Source organism: Saccharothrix isguenensis (assembly GCF_052936305.1).
Genome location: NZ_CP193626.1, coordinates 359874 through 376620, shown reverse-complemented (window position 1 = coordinate 376620; position 16747 = coordinate 359874). Strand labels below are relative to the sequence as shown.

Annotated in this window: 16 protein-coding genes; 7 read left to right on the top strand and 9 right to left on the bottom strand. The window is 70.7% G+C overall.

The window, feature by feature from the left end; all coding sequences use genetic code 11:
* The first annotated feature begins 259 nt into the window (after positions 1–259).
* Complete coding sequence (locus ACRAKI_RS01870) at positions 260–1657, top strand: GGDEF domain-containing protein (RefSeq protein WP_447005316.1); 1398 nt, start codon at positions 260–262, stop codon at positions 1655–1657.
* 176 nt (positions 1658–1833) lie between these two features.
* On the opposite strand, the gene ACRAKI_RS01865 is transcribed toward ACRAKI_RS01870, so the two are convergent.
* The 7 genes from ACRAKI_RS01865 to ACRAKI_RS01835 all read right to left on the bottom strand — a co-directional run bounded on the left by ACRAKI_RS01865 (position 1834) and on the right by ACRAKI_RS01835 (position 9096).
* Entirely contained in the window at positions 1834–2664 is an 831-nt protein-coding gene (locus tag ACRAKI_RS01865; protein WP_447005315.1) for a metal ABC transporter permease, read from the bottom strand.
* Positions 2664–3500, bottom strand: a complete 837-nt coding sequence (locus ACRAKI_RS01860) for a metal ABC transporter ATP-binding protein (RefSeq protein WP_447005314.1) — start codon at positions 3498–3500, stop codon at positions 2664–2666. Before ACRAKI_RS01860 ends, ACRAKI_RS01865 begins: the two co-directional genes overlap by 1 nt.
* Positions 3497–4489 carry a metal ABC transporter solute-binding protein, Zn/Mn family gene (locus tag ACRAKI_RS01855; protein ID WP_447005313.1) on the bottom strand — a complete coding sequence of 331 codons (993 nt, stop codon included), beginning with the start codon at positions 4487–4489 and terminating at the stop codon, positions 3497–3499. Before ACRAKI_RS01855 ends, ACRAKI_RS01860 begins: the two co-directional genes overlap by 4 nt.
* Positions 4490–4663: 174 nt before the next feature.
* Positions 4664–5764, bottom strand: coding sequence for an ABC transporter ATP-binding protein (locus ACRAKI_RS01850; protein WP_447005312.1), 1101 nt, complete (start codon positions 5762–5764; stop codon positions 4664–4666).
* A 177-nt stretch (positions 5765–5941) separates the two neighbouring features.
* On the bottom strand, positions 5942–6856 hold the full coding sequence (locus ACRAKI_RS01845) for a sugar ABC transporter permease (RefSeq protein ID WP_447005311.1): 915 nt from the start codon (positions 6854–6856) through the stop codon (positions 5942–5944).
* A complete protein-coding gene (locus ACRAKI_RS01840) occupies positions 6856–7776 on the bottom strand; it encodes a carbohydrate ABC transporter permease (RefSeq protein ID WP_447005310.1) in 921 nt (306 codons plus the stop codon). The genes ACRAKI_RS01845 and ACRAKI_RS01840 overlap by 1 nt, the downstream gene beginning before the upstream one ends.
* Before the next feature lie 63 nt (positions 7777–7839).
* Positions 7840–9096: an extracellular solute-binding protein gene (locus tag ACRAKI_RS01835; protein ID WP_447005309.1), complete on the bottom strand. Its 1257-nt coding sequence runs from the start codon at positions 9094–9096 to the stop codon at positions 7840–7842.
* A 249-nt stretch (positions 9097–9345) separates the two neighbouring features.
* Between ACRAKI_RS01835 and ACRAKI_RS01830 the strand changes: the two genes are divergently transcribed.
* Both ACRAKI_RS01830 and ACRAKI_RS01825 read left to right on the top strand, forming a co-directional pair.
* Complete coding sequence (locus ACRAKI_RS01830; RefSeq protein WP_447005308.1) at positions 9346–10395, top strand: LacI family DNA-binding transcriptional regulator; 1050 nt, start codon at positions 9346–9348, stop codon at positions 10393–10395.
* Positions 10396–10502: 107 nt separating this feature from the next.
* A complete protein-coding gene (locus ACRAKI_RS01825; protein WP_447005307.1) occupies positions 10503–11606 on the top strand; it encodes a LacI family DNA-binding transcriptional regulator in 1104 nt (367 codons plus the stop codon).
* Between the two features lie 229 nt (positions 11607–11835).
* Here the strand turns inward: ACRAKI_RS01825 and ACRAKI_RS01820 are convergent, their stop codons facing one another.
* Positions 11836–12510 carry a hypothetical protein gene (locus ACRAKI_RS01820; protein WP_447005306.1) on the bottom strand — a complete coding sequence of 225 codons (675 nt, stop codon included), beginning with the start codon at positions 12508–12510 and terminating at the stop codon, positions 11836–11838.
* A gap of 138 nt (positions 12511–12648) precedes the next feature.
* Here ACRAKI_RS01820 and ACRAKI_RS01815 point away from each other — a divergent pair, with 138 nt between their 5' ends.
* The 3 genes from ACRAKI_RS01815 to ACRAKI_RS01805 are packed head-to-tail and all read left to right on the top strand — an operon-like array spanning position 12649 to position 14548.
* Entirely contained in the window at positions 12649–13140 is a 492-nt protein-coding gene (locus ACRAKI_RS01815; RefSeq protein ID WP_447005305.1) for a beta-class carbonic anhydrase, read from the top strand.
* Between the two features lie 33 nt (positions 13141–13173).
* Complete coding sequence (locus tag ACRAKI_RS01810; RefSeq protein ID WP_447005304.1) at positions 13174–14049, top strand: A/G-specific adenine glycosylase; 876 nt, start codon at positions 13174–13176, stop codon at positions 14047–14049.
* Between the two features lies 1 nt (position 14050).
* A complete protein-coding gene (locus tag ACRAKI_RS01805) occupies positions 14051–14548 on the top strand; it encodes a 2'-5' RNA ligase family protein (protein ID WP_447005303.1) in 498 nt (165 codons plus the stop codon).
* On the opposite strand, the gene ACRAKI_RS01800 is transcribed toward ACRAKI_RS01805, so the two are convergent.
* On the bottom strand, positions 14497–15243 hold the full coding sequence (locus ACRAKI_RS01800; RefSeq protein ID WP_447005302.1) for an alpha/beta fold hydrolase: 747 nt from the start codon (positions 15241–15243) through the stop codon (positions 14497–14499). The genes ACRAKI_RS01805 and ACRAKI_RS01800 overlap by 52 nt on opposite strands.
* Before the next feature lie 17 nt (positions 15244–15260).
* On the opposite strand from ACRAKI_RS01800, the gene ACRAKI_RS01795 reads away from it, so the two are divergent.
* Positions 15261–16742: a M1 family metallopeptidase gene (locus ACRAKI_RS01795; RefSeq protein WP_447005301.1), complete on the top strand. Its 1482-nt coding sequence runs from the start codon at positions 15261–15263 to the stop codon at positions 16740–16742.
* The last annotated feature ends 5 nt before the right edge of the window (positions 16743–16747 follow it).

Genomic DNA, 16747 nt, shown 5'->3' with positions numbered 1-16747 from the left:
GCTGCGGCCCGCTAGCCAGCGGGCACGTACGGTGAACATTCGGTCCGGGGATGGAGAGGGAGTGGTCTCACATGTCGCGGTTGCGCATGGCGAACACCTCCTCAGCACGCTTCCCGGGCACGGACGTGCCGCTGCGAACGGCGTTCGCCATGCGACGCCGCGCAGAGGGTAGGGGGTCGTGGTGAAGAACAGTTTGACTGACCAGAAGGCATCTGCGGCAGTCGGCCGGCCCTCGATTCGCCACTGGGATCTGTGGACGTTGCGACCGGCCGCCCTCGGCTACTTCTTCCTCGTCGAATCGGCCGTAGCGGCTGCCGCCATCTGGCTCCTCACGACCCTGGGCTCGGTGTCGAACGCGGACTGGCTGCGGTTCGGCGCGGTCATGTTCGCCATCACCGTCCACCTGATGATCGTCCGCCGGGCCGAGGAGTCGCGGCGCGACGAGTCGGCCGGGCCGCACATCGACCTCACGTCCGTGTGGACGTTCGCCGCCGCCATCGCCCTGCCCGGCGCGCTGGCCGTGCTCGCCACGATCTGGATGCGCATCCTGATCCAGCCGATCGCGCGGCGGCAGCCGTACCGGTTCGTGTTCAGCTCCGCGAGCATCCTCGGCGGCACCATGCTGGCGTGGGCCGTGGTGCACCTGTCCGGCCTGTCGCTGCTGGCTTCCGGCCGCATCCCGGACGACCTTGGTCTGGTGCTGGTGCTCATCGTGGCCGCGGTGGTCAACTGGGGCGCCCAGGGCATGAACATCGCGATCGCGTTGAAGATCGTCACCCCGCACACCCGGATCCAGGAGTTCCTCGGCTCGCGGGCGGACAACATGCTGGAGCTGAGCACGCTCGGCGCGGGCGCCATGCTCGGCATGCTGATGACCACCCACTGGGTCGGCCCGCTGCTGCTGGTGTTCCCGGTGATCCTGGTCAACTCGCTGCTCTACCACGCGACGGAACGGCGGGCGCACCTCGAACGGCTGCTGCGCGAGCAGGAGCAGGCGCAGGCGCGGCTGGCCGAGGACGCGCACACCGACTACCGGACCGGTCTGCTCAACACCAACGGCCTGGCCGAGTACGGGGGCAGGCTCACCGACCGCTGCCGGCACGACGGGCAGCCGGTGACCGTGCTGGCCATCGACCTGGACCACTTCAAGCGCATCAACGACACGTGGGGCCACCCGGCGGGCAACGCGGTGCTGGCCGAGGTGGGCCGCATCCTGCGGGAGAAGCTGCGGCCGGGCGACGTGGCCGGGCGGGACGGCGGCGAGGAGTTCGTCGTGGTGCTCGCCGAGACGGGCCTGGCGCAGGGCACGGCCATCGCGGAACGGGTGCGCGAGGCGATCGGCGAGATGTCCGTGGTGACCACCGACAAGCACCGCAACACGGTGACCCTGCGCGGCCGGAACCTGCCGTTGACGCCGGACGGGCCGGAGGTGCGCGCCATCTCGGCGTCCATCGGCGTGGCCGTGCTGCCGGACAACGGGGACTGCCTGATGGACGCGCAGCACTGCGCGGACGCCGCGCTCTACGCGGCCAAGGAGAACGGCCGGAACCAGGTGCGGGTCGCCGGCGGCGAGGTCCGGCTGCTTCCCGCGCCGCGGATCGACGAGCCGGAGGAGGAGCCCATCGGGCAGGAAGCCGGGGCCAGCCGCTGGGCCTGAGTGCCCGGCGTCACGCGCACGACAACCGCGGGCACGGCCTGGACCGCCTCCGTGCCTGCCGTGGTTCACGGGCGTAAACGTGCGTCGCATGGCACCAGTCTCCGCACAGCCCGCGTTCGGCAGCGGGCAGGTGCCCCCTGTCGGGGCGTACCCACTCGGGACCGGCGCCAAACGTGTTATTGCACTCGTTCCCGCTTGCCGCTCATCAGCCGGCAGGCGAGGTAGATCAGGAACGACACGGCGGTGACGAACGCGCTCACCGGCAGGCCGGGCGAGAGCGACAGCACCATCCCGCCGAGCACGGCCACCTCGGCGAACACGACGGACAGCAGGGTCGCCTTGAGCGGGCTGGCGGTGACGCGGGTCGCCGCAGCCGCGGGCGTGATCAGCAGGGACAGCACGAGCAGGGCGCCGACGAGCTGCACGCTCAACGCCACCGCCACGCCCACCAGCACCGCGAACACCACGGACAGCGTCCGCACCGGCACACCGCGCGCCACGGCCACCGCCGCGTCCACGCTGGCGAAGTGCAGCGGCCGGTAGATGAACGCCAGCACCACCAGCACCGCCACCGACGCGCCGATCAGCAACCACAGGTCCGTCGACCCGATGCTCACCACCTGGCCGAGCAGCAGGCCGAACTTGGTCACCGCGCGTCCCTCGTACAGCGCCAGGAACAGCACGCCGAGGCCGAGGCCGAACGCCAGGATCGCGCCGATCACGGAGTCGCGGTCAGCGTCACGGGTGCTCAGCAGGCCCAGCAGCAGTGCGGCGATGATCGACCCGGCCAGCGCGCCGTACCCGACGCCGACCCCGATCAGCAAGGCCGCCGCGCCGCCGGTGAACGCCAGCTCGCTCGTGCCGTGCACGGCGAACGCCATCTTGCGGGTGACGATGAGCGGGCCGAGCAGCCCGCCGAGCAGCCCGAGCACGGCGCCCGCGATGAGCATCGGCTGGACGTAGGCCAACACCCGCAGGGTCAGCTCCAGGTCCAGGAAGTTCTCCATCAGAGGGCCTCGTCCGTGATGTGGTGCGGTTCGTCCTCGCACACGTGCTGCGCGCCGACCACGTGGATCTGGTCGCGCACGCGGACCACCTCGACGTTCGTGCGGTAGAGCTCGGTCAGCGTCCGCGAGGTCATCACCTCGGCGGGCGTGCCGATCCGGAACCGACCCTCGACCAGGTACAGCACCCGGTCGACCAGCGGCAGGATCGGGTTGATCTCGTGCGTGACGAACAGGACGGCCGTGTCGGCGGCGCGGCGGCGGGCGTCGATCAAATCGCTGACCACGCGCTGGTGGGCGAGGTCGAGGGAGAGCAGCGGCTCGTCGCAGAGCAGCACCTCGGGGTCGCCGACCAGGGCCTGCGCCACCCTCAGCCGCTGCTGCTCGCCGCCGGAGAGCAGCCCGATGGGCTCGTCGGCGTACTTCATCGCGCCGACGGACTCCAGCGCCGCCTCCACCTTGGCCCGGCGTTCCCGCCGGTTGCGCCAGCCGAGGCCCCAGCCGTGCCCGTCCAGGCCGAAACCGACCAGGTCACGGCCGCGCAGGGTGAGGCTGACGTCGATCGCCCGCTGCTGCGGGATGTAGCCGATGCGCCGGTTGCCGCCCGCCACGCGCACGGTGCCGGCGGACAGCGGCTGGAGGCCGAGCAGCACCCGGATGAGGCTGGTCTTGCCCGAGCCGTTCGGCCCGAGGACGGCCACGAACTCGCCAGGGGCGACGTCCAGGTCCAAGCCGTCCCACAGCACCCGGTGGCCGTAGGACAGGCGCGCGTCGCGCAAGGCGACCGCGGCGCGGGTCGGCCGGTCCGTCACCTCGGCTGTCGTGCCGGGAACTCTCATGTGCCGAGCGCTCCCACCAGCGAATCGACCTGCTTCGTCATCCAGTCAAGGTAACCCGTGGCGTCCTCGGGCAGCGTCTCGGTCACCTCGGCGACCGGCACGCCCACGGCCTTGGCGCGGTCCACGACCTGCCGGGTGGCGGCGTTCTCGGTCTGCGCGTTGTTGACGAGCGCGGTGATCTGCTTCTGGTCGATCAGCGCGGTGACGTCGGCGAGGGCGGCGGCGGGGATGTCCGTCTCGTTCTCGACGGCCTCGCTGAACGACTCGGGGGTGATGTCCTCGACGCCCGCGGTGTCGAGCAGGTAGTGGGCGACGGCCTCGGTGGCGATGATCTTCTTGCCCTCGCCCTTGCCCTTGACGCGCTCCTCCAGCGCGGTCAGCTTCGCGCCGAAGTCCTCGGCGTTGGCCTCGAACGCGGCCTTCTTGTCCGGCTCGATCGCGCCGAGGTCGGCGGCGGCCTGGTCGGCGACCTTGCGGACGGTCGCGAAGTCGTACCAGACGTGCTCGTTGACGGCGTGGTCGTGACCCTCCTCTTCGTGGCCCTCCCCCTCGTGCCCCTCCTCGTGGCCTTCTTCGCCGGTCTCGGGCTCGGCGGACGTCCCGGGCTCGTCGTGCCCGTCAGCCAGGCCGGACAGCGGGAACGCCTCGATCTTCTTGACGGAGTCGGTCTCGGGGCCGAGCAGCCGGGCGAAGAAGTCGTCGTAGCCGCCGCCGTTGAAGATGACGAGGCGCGCGTCGCGCGCGGCGACCAGGTCGGCGGGCTTGCTCTCGTAGGAGTGCGGGTCGCCGGACGGGTCGTCGATGATCGCGGTGACCTCGACGTCGTCACCGCCGACCGCCTTGACCACGCTGCCCCACACGTTGGTGGAGGCCAGGACCTTGATCTTGCCGTTGTCCTGGGCGGCGGGGGTGTCCTGGGCGCCACAGGCGGTCAGGGCGACGGCGGTCGCGGCGGCCACCGCGCCGAGCAACGCGTTGCGGACAGTCATCAGAGCACTCCTCGACGGGCTGACACATCAGCCAATGGAAACCGTTGTCAGGTTCAGTTTAGAACGCCCTGCTACCCCGGTGTCCACCGACCGGGTGTTCCGCACACCACAGGGGCCACCTCCGTCTCGCCGGAGATGGCCCCTGTGGTCGTGCGGGAACGCCCTGGTCGGACGTCAGTCGGTCAGGCGGTGGCCCGACTCGGGGTGGAACAGGTGGACCTCGCTGGCGTCGCGCACGGCGACCTTCACGGTCTGGCCCAGGGTCGGCGGCGTGCGGCCGTCCACGCGGACCACGAACCGCTCGGGCACGTTGCCGATGCGGACCGAGCCGTGCATGAGCGCGTCCGCGCCCAGCTCCTCGACCAGCTCGACGGTCATCTCCATGCCCTGCTCCGAGGAGCCGACCAGCGCCAGCGACTCGGGCCGGATGCCGAACGTCACCTCGGACAGGCCCTCACCGGCGGCCTTGTCCATCATGCGGCGCTCCAGCGGCACCACCATGCCGTCGAGCTTCGCGCCCTCGGACGTCAGCGGCACGGTCTTGAGGTTCATCGCGGGCGAGCCCATGAACCCGGCGACGAACGCGTTGGCCGGCTTGTCGTACAGCGCGCGCGGGGTGTCGCACTGCTGGAGCAGGCCGTCCTTGAGCACGGCGACCCGGTGGCCCATCGTCATGGCCTCGACCTGGTCGTGCGTGACGTAGATCGTGGTGGTGCCGAGCCGGGCCTGGAGGGCGGCGATGTTCGCGCGGGTCTCCACGCGGAGCTTCGCGTCCAGGTTGGACAGCGGCTCGTCCATGAGGAACACGGAGGGCTCGCGCACGATCGCGCGGCCCATCGCGACACGCTGCCGCTGGCCGCCGGACAGCGCCTTCGGCTTGCGGTCCAGGTACTTGCTCAGGTCGAGCATCTTGGCCGCCTCGGCGACCTTCTCCTTGACCTCGAGCTTGTTGACGCCACGGAGCTTGAGCGCGAAGCCCATGTTCTCCGCGACCGTCATGTGCGGGTACAGCGCGTAGGACTGGAACACCATCGCGATGTCACGGCCCTTGGGCGGAACGTTGGTGACGTCCTTGCCGCCGATGTGGATGGCGCCCTCGTCCACGTCCTCCAGACCCGCGAGCATGCGCAGCGCGGTCGACTTGCCGGAGCCGGACGGGCCGACCAGAACCAGGAACTCGCCGTCGGTGACGTCCAACGACAACTCGTCGACCGCGCGGACCGGCGGGTTGCCGGAGAAGATCCGCGAAGCCTTGAGATAAGCGACCTCAGCCATGCCACGCACCTTTCACTACCAAGCTTTGCGGCAACGTTAGGGATTGCAAGCGCTTACGGGAACAGGTGGATTGGTCTAGTTCCGGATCGGTTCAGCCCTCGGAGGCCTGGAATCGGTGGTCGAGGCATGGGGGTCCGAGCGGGGGCCTCCGCGCCGGGCGGAGGCCCCCAGGACAGCTCAGCCCTTCACCGCGCCCGACGACAAGCCGGTCACCAGGAACCGCTGCACCAGGTAGAACACGATGATCGCCGGAATCGCCACCAGGATCGACGCCGCCGCCAGGTGACCCCACTCGGTCCGGTTCTGCTGCACGAACACCTGAAGGCCGACCGCCAGCGTCTTCGACTCGTCCGCCGCCGACAGGAACGCCGAAGCGAACGCCACCTCGCCCCACGCCGTGAGGAACGCGTAGAACGCGGTCACGGCCAGGCCAGGCCGGGCCAGGGGCAGCACGAGCCGCCAGAACACGCCGAACGGCGACAGGCCGTCCACCCGACCGGCCTCGTCGATGTCGTTGGGGATGGTGTCGAAGTAGCCCTTCAGCATGTACGTGCAGAACGGCACGGCGGTCGTGCAGTAGACCAGCACCAGGCCCATCGACGTGCCCTGGAGCCCCAGCGCGAGCAGGATGTTGTACAGCGGCACGATCAACACCGCGAACGGGAACATCTGCACGACCAGGAAGGACAGCATCAGCGACCGCTTGCCCGGGAACCGGAACCGCGACGCCGCGTACCCCGTCGTCGCCGACAGGAACACCGCCAGCACCGTGGTCAACAACGCGATCAGCACCGAGTTGCCGAACCACGCCAGGAAGTCGCCCTTCTCGCCGGCGAGGATCCGCACGTAGTTGTCCAGGCTGGAGTCGTTCACCAGCTTCGGCGTGGTCTCCACGGCCTTCGCGTCCGGCTTGAACGACGTCACCAGCACCCAGAACACCGGGAACACCGCGATCAGCGACGCCACCACCAGCGTCCCGTGCAGCCCGACGCTCGCCAACCGCGACCGGTCCGAACGCCTGCGGGGCCGGACCGGCCGCCCCGCGACCCGCTCGGGCGGGGCCACCTGCACCGAAGCCGCTTCGACCGTCATCACCACACCTCGCCTTGCTTGCGCAGCGCGCGCCGGTACACGCCCGCGAACACGAGCAGCACGGACAGGATCAGCACGCCGTAGGTCGACGCCACCGCGAAGTCCCGGGACGCCCCGGAGAAGAACCGCTCGAACGCGTAGGTCACCAGGATCCTGGTGTTCGGGTTCGGCCCGGTGATCAGGTAGATGATCGCGAACATGTTGAACGTCCAGATGATGCCGAGCAGCACCACCGTGCTGGACACGGACCTCAAGCCGGGCAGCGTCACGTTCCGGAACCGCTGCCACGGCGTCGCGCCGTCCACCTCGGCCGCCTCGTAGAGGTCACCGGGGATCGACTGGAGCCCGCCGAGCAGCGCCACCATCATGAACGGCACGCCCAGCCACACGTTCACGATGATCACGGCGACCAGCGCCCAGTCGGACTGCCCGAGCCACACCGGCGGGTCGTCCAGCCCGAGGTAGCGCAGGAACTGGTTGATGATCCCGTACTGCGCGTTGAACATGTACTTCCACGCGAACGCGCTGATGAACGCGGGCACCGCCCACGGCAGGATCAGCAGCACCCGGTACAGCGACCGCCCGCGCACCTCGCGGTTGAGCAGCAGGGCCAGGCCGAGGCCGATCGTGTAGTGGAAGAACACGCAGCCGAACGTCCAGACCAGCGTGCGCACGAGCGTCGACCAGAACGCGCCGTAGCTCGGGTCGCCGGACAGGATGTTCACGTAGTTGTCGAGGCCAACGGAGACGTAGGACGCCGGCCGGTCGAGGATCGGGTTGGCGATGTTGCCTTCGTTGATGTCGGTGAAGGTGAAGAACACGCCCTGGGCGAGCGGGAACAGCACCAACACGGCGATGACCACCACGACCGGCAGCACCATCGCGTACGCGTACCAGTGCCGGTCCAGGAACCTGCGCACCGAAGTCTCCCTTCGCCTCCGCGCGGTGGCCGCTCACCGGGAGCGGCCACCGCGAGGGGAGTGTCAGCCGACGGTGTACTCGGGGACGACGGTGTCCTTGTAGGCCTTGGCGACCTCGTCCAGCGCCGTCTTGGCGTCCTTCTTGCCGGCCAGCACGTCCGCGTAGGCGATCTTCAGCGGGTCGAACAGCTGACCGCCCTCGGGGATCCACGCGCGCGGGTGGGCGGCGGTGACGACCGGCTCGAACGCGGACACGACCGCGTTGGCCTTCACGTCCGCGTTCTCGTAGGCGGACTTGCGGGTGGGCAGCAGGCCCAGTTCCTTGGCGACCTGGACCTGCGACTCGACGCTGCTCATGCAGGCGACGAACTTGATCGCCGAGTCCTTGGCCTTGGTGCCCTGGCGGATCACGTAGTCGTGGCCGCCGACGGGCGCGGAGCCCTTGCCCGCGGTGTCACCGGGGACGGGCGCGATGCCCAGGTTGGCGGCGTCGGTGAACGCGGCGCCCTTGAGGTAGTCGGCCACCGACCACGGGCCGTTGATCACCATGGCGACCTCGCCGGAGGTGAACGCGGCCTGCATGTTGTTGTAGGAGTTCGCCGGGTCCAGCGCCGTGGAGGCGGCCTTGGCGTCCAGCAGGCTCTTCGCGGTCTCCAGCGCCTTCACGTTCTCCGGCGAGTTGACCACGATCTTCTTCGAGTCGGCGTCGACCAGGTCGCCGCCCGCGCCGTAGATGAACGGCAGCGCGTAGTACGCGTCGTTGTTGATGAAGATCGTCTTCTCGCCGCCGAGCTTGGCCGCGGCGTCCTTCACCTCGTCCCACGTCTTCGGCGGCTCGACACCGGCGTCGGCCAGCAGCTTCTTGTTGTAGAACAGCGCCAGCGAGTCGGTGACCTGGGGGACGCCGTACGACTTGCCGTCGAACTTGGTCGAGCCGAGCGGCGTGTCCAGGAAGTCGGCGGTGTCGGCGGCCAGCTCGGTGCCGGTCAGGTCGACCACGTAGCCGAGCTTCGCCAGCTGCGGCACCCAGGCGACCTCGGCGCGGAACACGTCCGGGCCCTGACCGCCCTGGGCGGCGGTGCGGTAGTTGTTCAGGGCCTGGTCGAAGGCGACCGTCTCGGTCTTGACCTGGTAGCCGCCCTTGGCCGCGCAGTCCTGCGCGATCTTGGTGAACACCGGGCTCTCGTTCGGGCCGCTGGTGTCCCAGAAGGTGATCTCACCGGAGTCGCCGGACGCCGATCCGCCGTCGCCACCACCGCACGCGGTGAGGACGAGGGCGCCGACTGCCGCCACTGCGGTCACGAGGGTGGTACGTCGCATCGTTGCTGTCGTCCCTCCTGCTCGCCCCCACCGTGATGAAGGCGCTTGCAAGAACTTGCGAAATTGTTGACGCGGATTTCATCCCGCCGACCAGGGCCGGGTCAAGGGTTCGCACGTAACCAAGCCGTAACGGCACGGCTCGCCCCACGGAAACCGAGGTAGGCGTTGCAAAAATTTGCCGCTGGCGGCAGGCTGCACGTCACCCAGGCCGAAGATCGGCATGCCGACGTAACCACGCGAGGAGGCACGGTGTCCGGTCTGTCCGAGATCGCCAGGGCAGCCGGGGTGAGCATCTCCACGGTCAGCCGGGTGCTCAACCGCCGGGCGGGCGTCAACGACGAGACGCGCCAGCGCGTGCTCGCGGTGCTTGCGGAAATGCCTTACACGCCGCGCGGGCTGGGCGCGCTCCAGCGGACCGGCGTGATCGGGCTGCTGGTGCCCGAGTTGTCCAACCCGGTGTTCCCGGCGTTCGCCGAGGCGCTGGAGGTGCGCGCCGCCCGGCTGGGGTACTCGTCGCTGCTGTGCAACACGCGCGCCACCGGCGCCGGGGCGATGGGCGAGGAGGAGTACGTGCGGATGCTCCTCGCGCGCGGCGTCGAGGGCATGGTGTTCGTGTCGCCGGAGATCACCAACGTCGAGGTGCCGCTCGGCCAGGCGCCGCGGCCGTCGTACTACGCGAAGCTGCTGGCGGACGGCGTGCACATGGTGTTCGTGAACGGGGCGACGCCGTCGCTGGACGTGCCGGACGTGACCGTGGACGAGCAGCACGCGGGGTACGCGGCGACCAGGCACCTGGTCGAGCTGGGGCACCGGCGGATCGGGTTCGTGTCGGGACCGGGGCGGGCGTTGCCGTCGCGGCTCAAGCGGGCCGGGTGGGCGGCGGCGCTGGAGGAGGACGGGCTGCCGGCGTCGTCCGACTTCGTGGCGCACGGGCCGTTCGGGCCGGAGGGCGGCGCGGAGGCGGTGTCGACGCTGCTGGACACCGTGCGGCCGACGGCGGTGATCTGCTCGTCCGACCACATGGCGATCGGCGTGCTGCGGGAGGCGCACCGGCGCGGGCTGTCCGTGCCCGGCGACCTGTCCGTGGTGGGGTTCGACGACATCCCGCTGGCGTCGTACTGCTCGCCGTCGCTCACCACGCTCGCGCAGCCGATCGAGGAGATGGCGGCGGCGGCCGTGGACGAGTTGGTGCACCGGCTCGACCCGGATCGGCGCAGGCGTCCGGCGGGCAACTACACGCGGGTTTTCCGGCCCAGGCTGGTGGTGCGCGAGTCGTCCGCGGCACCCGTATTGGTTTAGACCACCGTACCGTGAGGTAACGTCGCCCTAGCTGCACAGATGGCAAATCCAAGGGACGCCCGTCACCCCCACTTCTGTAAGTGGTTCTGAACCGTTACGGTCACTTCATGGCGCGGTCGATGCATGTGCGACGCCCCGCGACGCTCGCCTCACTGGCGGCGGAGCTGGGTGTTTCCCGGACAACGGTGTCCAACGCGTACAACCGTCCCGACCAGCTCTCGCCAGAGCTGCGACGCCGGGTGTTGGAGACAGCAAGACGACTCGGGTACCCGGGGCCCGACCCGGTGGCCCGTTCCCTGCGGACCCGGAAGGCCGGTGCGGTGGGGCTGTTGCTCACCGAGAACCTGTCCTACGCGTTCCGCGACCCGGCTGCGATCGGGTTCCTCGAGGGATTGGCGCTCGCGTGCGAGGACGCCGGGACCGGGCTGATGCTCGTGCCGGCGAACCCCGAGCGCGAGGACGTGGCGGCCGTGCACCGGGCGGGGGTGGACGGGTTCGTGGTGTATTCGGTGCCCGACGACGACCCTCACCTGGCGGCCGTGCTGGAACGGCCCGTGCCGACGGTGGTGTGCGACCAGCCCGACCTCGGCAACGTCGACCGCGTCGGCATCGACGACCAGGCGGCCATGCACGCGTTGGCGCAGCACCTGATCTCGCTGGGGCACCGGCGGGTCGGCGTGGTGTGCATGCGGCTGGCGCGGGACCGCAACGACGACTTCGTGACGCCGGAGCGGCAGCAGGCCGCGCACTTCCACGTGCAGCGGGCCCGGTTGGCCGGTCTGGCGCAGGCGTTCGCGTCGGTCGGCGTGGACTGGGCGACGGTGCCGGTGGCGGAGCGGTTCGACCACACCATGGCGTCCGGTGCGGCGGCCGCGGCGCAGGTGCTGGAGCGCGACCCGCAGATCACGGCCCTGATCTGCACGTCGGACATACTGGCCCTGGGTGCCATGGGCGAGGTGCGCCGGCGTGGCATGCGAGTGCCCGAGGACATCACCGTGACCGGGTTCGACGGCATCCGGGAGGCGGAGCAGGCCGGGCTGACGACGGTGCGGCAGCCGGTGCTGGAGAAGGGGCGCGCGGCGGGCAAGCTGCTGCTCGACTCGGCCGAGCGCACCCGTCCCCGAGCCGTCACCCTGTCCACCGAACTGGTCCTCGGCTCCACCGCCGCCTCTCCGCGCGGCACGGCGGAGGAACGCTGGTTCGGCCCGTGACACCCCCGCCGGGCTGACCGGCACGATTCTCGGACACCGGCAGGGATCCCCGCTCCAGGGGATCCCTGCTCTCGTCTCCCCCGTGCCGCGGCCAGTGGGCGTTACCGACAGCAGTGGCGTGACCCCGGAGTCATCGGAACAAGGCGTCCCCCGCCGACGTCCAGGCCGCGTGCGAACGCCTGGTCACCGCCGGTTTCCGACAGCCGCCTGCCGCGTCGGGACAACGGCCTCAGGTGAGGCGGAAGACGACCGGAGGGCTTGCCTTCCCGGCGACGTGGGCCGTGAGCAGGTAGTCGCCGGGGCCCAGTCGGGTGTGCACGCGGCAGCCCGGTTCCGAGGTGCTGCCCACCCAGCGCAGGCCGTAGGTGAACAGTTCACCCGGACCCATCACGCGGACTTCCGAACCCGCGGTGGCGAAGCAGTCGTTGCTGGACCACAACCTGGTCGCGCCGTCGGCCGACGTCACCACCAGCTCGCGCACGTGCCGGCCGATCTCCTTGGTGCAGGGCAGCGGCCCGGTGTTCGACACGACGATCTTCATGCCCACCTGCTCCCCCACCGCGTACGCGGGCTTCTCGATCTCCGCCACCACGGCCACCTGCGCGTCCTCGCACGGCGGCGGCGGACCGGGTGGCAACGTGGGCGAGGGCGGGGCCGCGGGCGAAGGCTGAGCCGCTGGTGGAGGCGACGTGGTCGCGGACGACGACGCCACCGGCGTCTCGCGCGGCGGGGGCGGGCTGGACGACGTCGCGCCCCGGGATGCGACCGGGGTCTCGTCCTCGGGGCCGATCAGTGCGCCCACCAGCCAGACCACCAGGACCAGCGCGATCACCGAACCGGCGATGGCCAGGGCACGTCGCCGCCAGTACACCGAGGACGGCTGGGGACCGGTGCGCTCGATCACCCGCCGAACGTAGCCGGGCCACGTGGAATCATCGGGGAGGCGTCGGTCCCCCGATGTGATGAACGTGATCCTCACCCGGATCTCTTGCCCGACATGCGGGACACGGGTTCCAATCCCAGGGAACACAGGAGGTGCGCGATGACCGCGATCGACGAACTGCTCCGCCGCAACGCCGAACTGGGCAACATCGTGCCCGGTGACCGCTCCTCGCCCCGTCCCTCGATGCAGGTGGCCATCCTCACCTGCATGGACTCCCGCATCCGGGTGTTCGAGATCTTCGGTCTCAAGCAGGGCGAGGCGCACGTGCTCCGGAACGCCGGCGGCGTCGTCACCGACGACATGATCCGGTCGCTCGCGCTCAGCCAGCGCAAGCTCGGCACCCGCGAGGTGCTGCTCGTGCACCACACGAACTGCGGCCTCGAACTGGTCACCGAAGACGCCTTCAAGGACGAGCTGGAGCAGGACTCCGGGATGCGCCCGACCTGGTCGGTCGAGGCGTTCCGCGAGGTCAAGGACAGCGTCCGCGGCTCGGTGAACCGGGTACGCCACAGCCCCTTCGTGCCGCACCGGGACAACGTGCGCGGTTTCGTCTACGACGTGCACACCGGAGAGCTGACCGAGGTCGTCTGACGGACCACCCGCCGTGGAAGACTGTGCGGCGCTATGAGCCTGGATGCCGAGCTCCTCCTCGACTGGTTCGCCGACACCGCCCGTGACCTGCCCTGGCGACGGCCGGACTGCACGGCCTGGGGCGTGCTGGTCAGCGAGATCATGCTGCAGCAGACGCCGGTCGCCCGCGTCGAGCCGATCTGGCGCGAGTGGCTGGCCCGGTGGCCCACGCCGTCCGCGATGGCGAAGGCGAGCCAGGGCGACGTCGTCCGCGCCTGGGGCAAGCTCGGCTACCCGCGCCGCGCGCTCCGCCTGCACGCCGCCGCACAGGCCATCGCCGAGCAGCACGGCGACGTCGTCCCCCGGGACGTGGACGCGTTGCTGGCCCTGCCCGGCATCGGCGCCTACACGGCACGGGCGGTCGCGGCGTTCGCGTACGGGCAGAAGTGCCCCGTGGTCGACACGAACGTCCGACGCGTCGTGGCGCGCGCCGTGCACGGCGCGGGTGACGCGGGCCCGCCGTCCACCACGAAGGACATGAAGGACGTCGAAGCCCTCCTCCCGGAGGACGACGAGCACGCCGCCGTCTACTCGGCCGCGCTGATGGAGCTGGGCGCGCTCGTCTGCACGGCCCGTGCGCCGAAATGCGCCGACTGCCCGGTGTTCGAGGCGTGCGCGTGGCAGCTCAACGGCCGTCCCGCGTACGACGGTCCCGCGAAGGCCGTGCAGAAGTTCGCGGGCACCGACCGGCAGGTCCGCGGCCTCCTGCTGGACGTGCTGCGCGGCACGGCCGAACCGGTGGCGAAGGCCCGGCTGGACGTCGTCTGGTCGGACTCGGGCCAGCGGGACCGGTGCCTGCACTCGCTGCTCACCGACGGCCTGGTCGAGCAGACCAGCGAAGGCCTGTTCGCGCTGCCCGGCGAGCACTGACGTGCACGCGCTCGTGGTGTTCTTCGACGCCGAGGCGGACAACGCGGTGCGGGCGCTGTGGCGGCGGATCGGCGCGAAGTCCGAGCTGCCACCGCACCTCACGTACGCGGCGGCGGGCACGATCGGCCCCAAGGTGCGGCACGAGCTGCGCGAGGACCTGTCCCGGCTGTGGCTGCCCGACGTGTGGCTGCACACCCTGAGCGCCACCGGGGACGCCCTCCAGCTCGGCGCCGTCGTGGACAGCGAGCTGCTGGCCGTCCACTCGGCCGTGCACGACGTCCTCGCGGGCCGGGTGAAGCACCCCAGTAGCCGGCACCTGCCGGGCAACTGGGTCCCGCACTGCACGCTCGTGGACGGCGAGGACACCGACGTGAAGGCCGCCTTCGCCGAGCTGCACCCGATCACCCCGATCCGCGCGAAGGCCCGCGAGATGGCGATCGTGGACACTCAGACCGGCGGGATCGACCCGCTCAGGAACGCCTCCACCGCGCCCCGGTAGACGTCCGGCGCGTCCTCGTGCACGACGTGCCCGGACTCCGGCACCAGCACGTAGGACGCACCGGTCCGCCGCGCCACCTCGGCCATCTGCCCGGCCCGCATCCCGCCCCGCCCGGCCTCGATCACCAGCATCGGGCACCGGACGGCGTCCACGAAGTCCCAGTACGCCCGCTCGCCCCACTCCGACGCGATCTCGTACAGGTCGGGCAGGTGGGCGATGAGGTGCCAGCCGTCCTCGCGCTCCTCGAACATCTCCTCCACCCGCGGCACGTCCACCACCGACCGCACGTGCGCGAGGGACTGGAACGGCACCGGCCACGCGTCGAAGTACCACTTCCAGTCGTCGATCGAGCCGCCGCGGTTGTCCGGCACCACGTCCTCCACCACGACCGCGCGCACCAGGTCCGGCCGGGTCGCGGCGAGCGCCCACGCGTGCAGCCCACCCATCGAGTGCCCGATCACCACGGCCGGCGCGAGGTCGTGCCGCTCGATCACGGCCGCCGCGTCGGCGACGAAGTCCTCGGTCCGGAACGGCCCGCGCACGGGGTTGCGGCCGTGGCCGCGCGCGTCCGGCGCCACGACCCGGCCGTACGGCTCCAGCCACCGCGCGACCGTCCACCAGGTGCTCGCCCGGCTCATCAGGCCGTGGAGCAGCAGGATGCCCTGCCCCGATCCCCCGAACTCCGCAACGCTCATGCGTGCATCATGTCGGCATGGCCATCAGCCCCAAGGCACGCCCGTACCTGCTCGTCCTCATCCTGGTGCTGGTGGCGACCGGGATCGTGGTGGCCACCCTGCCGGGTGAGAACCCGGCAGGTGAACAGCGGGCCCGGCCCGCGACCGACACGACGGCCGCCCCTCCGGTGGTGAACGCCGAGGGCGGCGACGGCGCGGGCGACGCGTACTACCCGCAGGACGGCAACACCGGCTACGACGTCAGCGACTACGACGTGTCGGTCGGCTACGACCCGGCGACCAGGCAGCTGGAGGGGGTCACGACGATCACCGCCGAGGCGACCGCCGACCTGACCCGGTTCAACCTCGACCTGTACGCGCTCAAGGTGACCGCCGTGGACGTGCGCGGGAAGCCGGCGGCGGCGTACCACCAGGAGGGCGACCACGAGCTGGTCATCACGCCCGAGACGCCCCTCGTGGAGGGTGAGCGGTTCGCCACCACCGTCCGGTACGGCGGCGAGCCGACCGTGTTTCAGGACCGGGCGCTGGGCCGCAGCGGCTGGCAGGTCTCGTCGTCCGGCGGGGCGTTCGCGGCCGGCGAGCCGCACTCGGCGACGACCTGGTTCCCGGCCAACGACACCCCGCGCGACAAGGCGTCGTTCCGGCTGACGGCGCGGGTGCCGGAGGGCTGGTCGGTGATCTCCAACGGGGTCGACGAGGGCTCGATCACCACGGCCGGCTGGACGTCGTTCCGCTGGGTCGCCGAGGAGCCGATGGCCACCTACCTGACCACGATCGCGATCGACAAGTGGACGGTCGAGCGGTCCACGCTGCCCGACGGCACGCCCGTGGTGGACGCCTACGCGCCCGGCGCGGAGGACGGCCGGCGGCACCAGGAGCGGCTGCCCGAGGTCCTCGCGTTCCTGTCGGAGAAGTTCGGGCCTTACCCGTTCGGGGCGGCGGGCGGGATCTTCCTGGCCGACGACATCGGGTTCTCGCTGGAGACCCAGACCCGGCCGGTCTACGCCGGGTGGGCCGACCTGGACACCGTGGTGCACGAGAACGCGCACCAGTGGTTCGGGAACTCGGTCTCGCTGGAGAACTGGGCCGACATCTGCCTGAACGAGTGCTTCGCCAGCTACGCCCAGTGGCTGTGGGACGAGGCGAAGGAGGGCGTCGACCTGGACGACCGGTACCGCGCCGAGGTCGAGGGGGCGAGCGACGCGTTCTGGGGCCGCAAGCTGTACGACATGGGTCGCGGCAACGAGTTCAAGGGCGTCTACGACAAGGGCCAGCTCGCGCTGCACGCGTTGCGGCACCGGATCGGCGACGAGGTGTTCGACCGGGTGCTGAAGGACTGGACGGCCTCGAACGAGGACGGCAACGCGTCGTGGCCGGAGTTCGAGGCGCACGTGGAGGAGCTGTCCGGGCAGGATCTGGACGCGTTCTTCGGCGAGTGGTTCCGGGGCGACGACGTCCCCTCCGACGAACACCTGTACCCGGGTTCACTGCGCCGATGACCGCG